General features: G+C 60.9%; 1 protein-coding gene. It reads left to right on the top strand.

Annotation, left to right across the window (positions count from 1 at the left end; genetic code table 11):
* A partial coding sequence (locus JSY17_RS25400; RefSeq protein ID WP_206404924.1) for an AMP-binding protein occupies positions 1-2,418 on the top strand: 2,418 nt, incomplete at both ends.

The raw sequence follows: 2,418 nt of genomic DNA, 5'->3' as shown, positions 1-2,418 counted from the left end.
GGCTACGAAGCGCCGATTGGCGAAACCGAAACCACCCTGGCGCAGATCTGGGCCGAGGTGCTGCAGGTCGAGCGCGTGGGTCGTCACGATCACTTCTTCGAACTGGGCGGCCACTCGTTGCTGGCGGTGAAGCTGATCGAGAAGATGCGTCAGCAAGGCCTGAGCGCCGATGTGCGGGTGCTGTTCAGTCAACCAACGTTGATGGCCCTGGCGGCTGCGGTGGGCAGTAGCACGGAAATCCATGTCCCGGCCAACCTGATCGAGCCGGGCTGCACGCACATTACCCCTGACATGCTGCCATTGCTGACGATCAGCGAAGAGCAGTTGGAACAGGTTATCGCTGCCATTCCGGGCGGCGCGGCCAATATTCAGGATATTTACCCGCTGGCTCCGCTGCAGGAAGGGATTCTCTATCACTACCTGACCGCCGAAGCTGGCGACCCGTATGTGCTGCAATCGCAGTACGCCTTTGATAGCCGCGAACGTCTGGATGCCTTTATCCAGGCACTGCAATCGGTGATCGACCGCCACGATATCCTGCGCACCTCAGTGCACTGGAGTGGCCTTGACGAGCCGGTGCAGGTGGTCTGCCGCCATGTAACGCTGCAACCGCAATGGGTCGTGCTTGATCCGGCGCAGGGACCGGTCGCCACGCAACTGTCGGTGCGCTTCGATGCCCGTCACTATCGTCTCGACCTGACCCGCGCGCCGCTGCTGCACCTGGCCTGCGCCGAGGACAAGGAGCAAGACCGCTGGGTGGCCACGCTGCTGTTCCATCACCTGGCACTGGACCATACCGCGCTGGAAGTGATGCAGCTTGAAATGCAGGCCTTCCTGCTGGGTACTGCCGATCAATTGAGCGCGGCAATGCCATACCGTAACTATGTGACGCAGACGCGGCTGGGGCAGAGCACAGCCCGTCATGAGCAGTTCTTCCGGGAAATGCTGGGAGATATCGACGAGCCGACCCTGCCATTTGGTGTACATGATGTGCAGGGCGACGGTCGTGATATAGAAGAAGTCCATCATCCAGTGGATCTGCAATTGTCGGCTCGCTTGCGCCATCAGGCACGGCAACTGGGTGTCAGTGCAGCCAGCCTTGTACATCTGGCCTGGGCGCTGGTACTGGGCAAGGTTTCGGCCACTGACGATGTGGTGTTCGGCACGGTACTCATGGGCCGGATGCAGGGCGGCGAGGGCTCAGACCGGGCCTTGGGTATTTTCATCAATACCTTGCCGCTGCGGGTATCGCTCGACCGACATGCCGTGCACCAAAGTGTGCTGCAAACCCATGAACGTCTGACCGCCTTGTTGGCCCATGAGCATGCTTCTCTGGCTCTGGCCCAGCGTTGCAGCAGCGTGGAGGTCCCGACGCCGCTGTTCAGCGCCTTGCTCAACTACCGGCACAGCACGCCTGTAGCCAACGGGGAAAGCCTGCAGGCCTGGGAGGGCATGCAGAGTCTGGGCGGCGATGAGCGCACCAACTACCCGTTGACCCTCAACGTCGATGACTTTGGTGATGGCTTCAAACTCACCGCTCTGGCGGTGGCGTCCATCGGCGCTCAACGCATCTGTAACTATGTGCAGTTTGCGCTGGAACAATTGATCGATGCGCTGGAGCAAGCTCCGCAGACGCTGCTGAGCAATCTGTCGATCCTGCCGAGTAACGAGCGTGAGCAGTTGCTGCATGAGTGGAACACCAGTAACTCGACCTTTGCCGATGATCATCTGATTCATCGGGCCTTCGAGGCCAGGGCAGTGGCGAACCCTTCGGCCCCGGCGATTCGTTTCGAGGCCCGTCGCCTGACGTATGGCGAACTCAATGCGCGTGCCAACCAGGTTGCGCATCGCCTGATCGAGTTGGGCATCGGCCCGGACGATCGGGTGGCGATCTGCGTAGAGCGTGGTCCGGAAATGATCGTCGGCCTGTTGGGTATCCTCAAGGCTGGTGCCGGTTATGTGCCGCTGGACCCGGCTTATCCGGCCGAGCGTCTGGCGTACCAGATCAATGACAGCGCGCCGGTGGCGGTGCTGGTTCAGCGTGCGACGACCAAGGTCGTGGCTCAGGCCAGCGTTCCGCTCATCTGCCTGGATGACGGCAGCCTGAAAGGCATGCCACTGAATAATCCGCAGGTGGATTCATCTTCGTCAAACCTGGCCTATGTGATCTACACCTCGGGTTCCACCGGCTTGCCGAAGGGCGTGCAGGTCGAGCACCGCAACGTGGCGCGGCTGTTCTCGGCCACCCAATCGTGGTTCGAGTTCGGTTCGACCGATGTCTGGGCACTGTTCCACTCGTTTGCCTTCGACTTCTCGGTCTGGGAAATCTGGGGTGCGTTGATGCACGGTGGCGAGTTGCTGATCGTGCCGCAACTGGTCAGCCGCTCGCCGCAAGAGTGCTATGCCTTGCTGTGTGAA

Source organism: Pseudomonas capsici, assembly GCF_017165765.1.
GTDB classification, from domain to species: Bacteria; Pseudomonadota; Gammaproteobacteria; order Pseudomonadales; family Pseudomonadaceae; genus Aquipseudomonas; species Aquipseudomonas capsici.
This window is presented reverse-complemented; position numbering and strand designations above follow the sequence as displayed.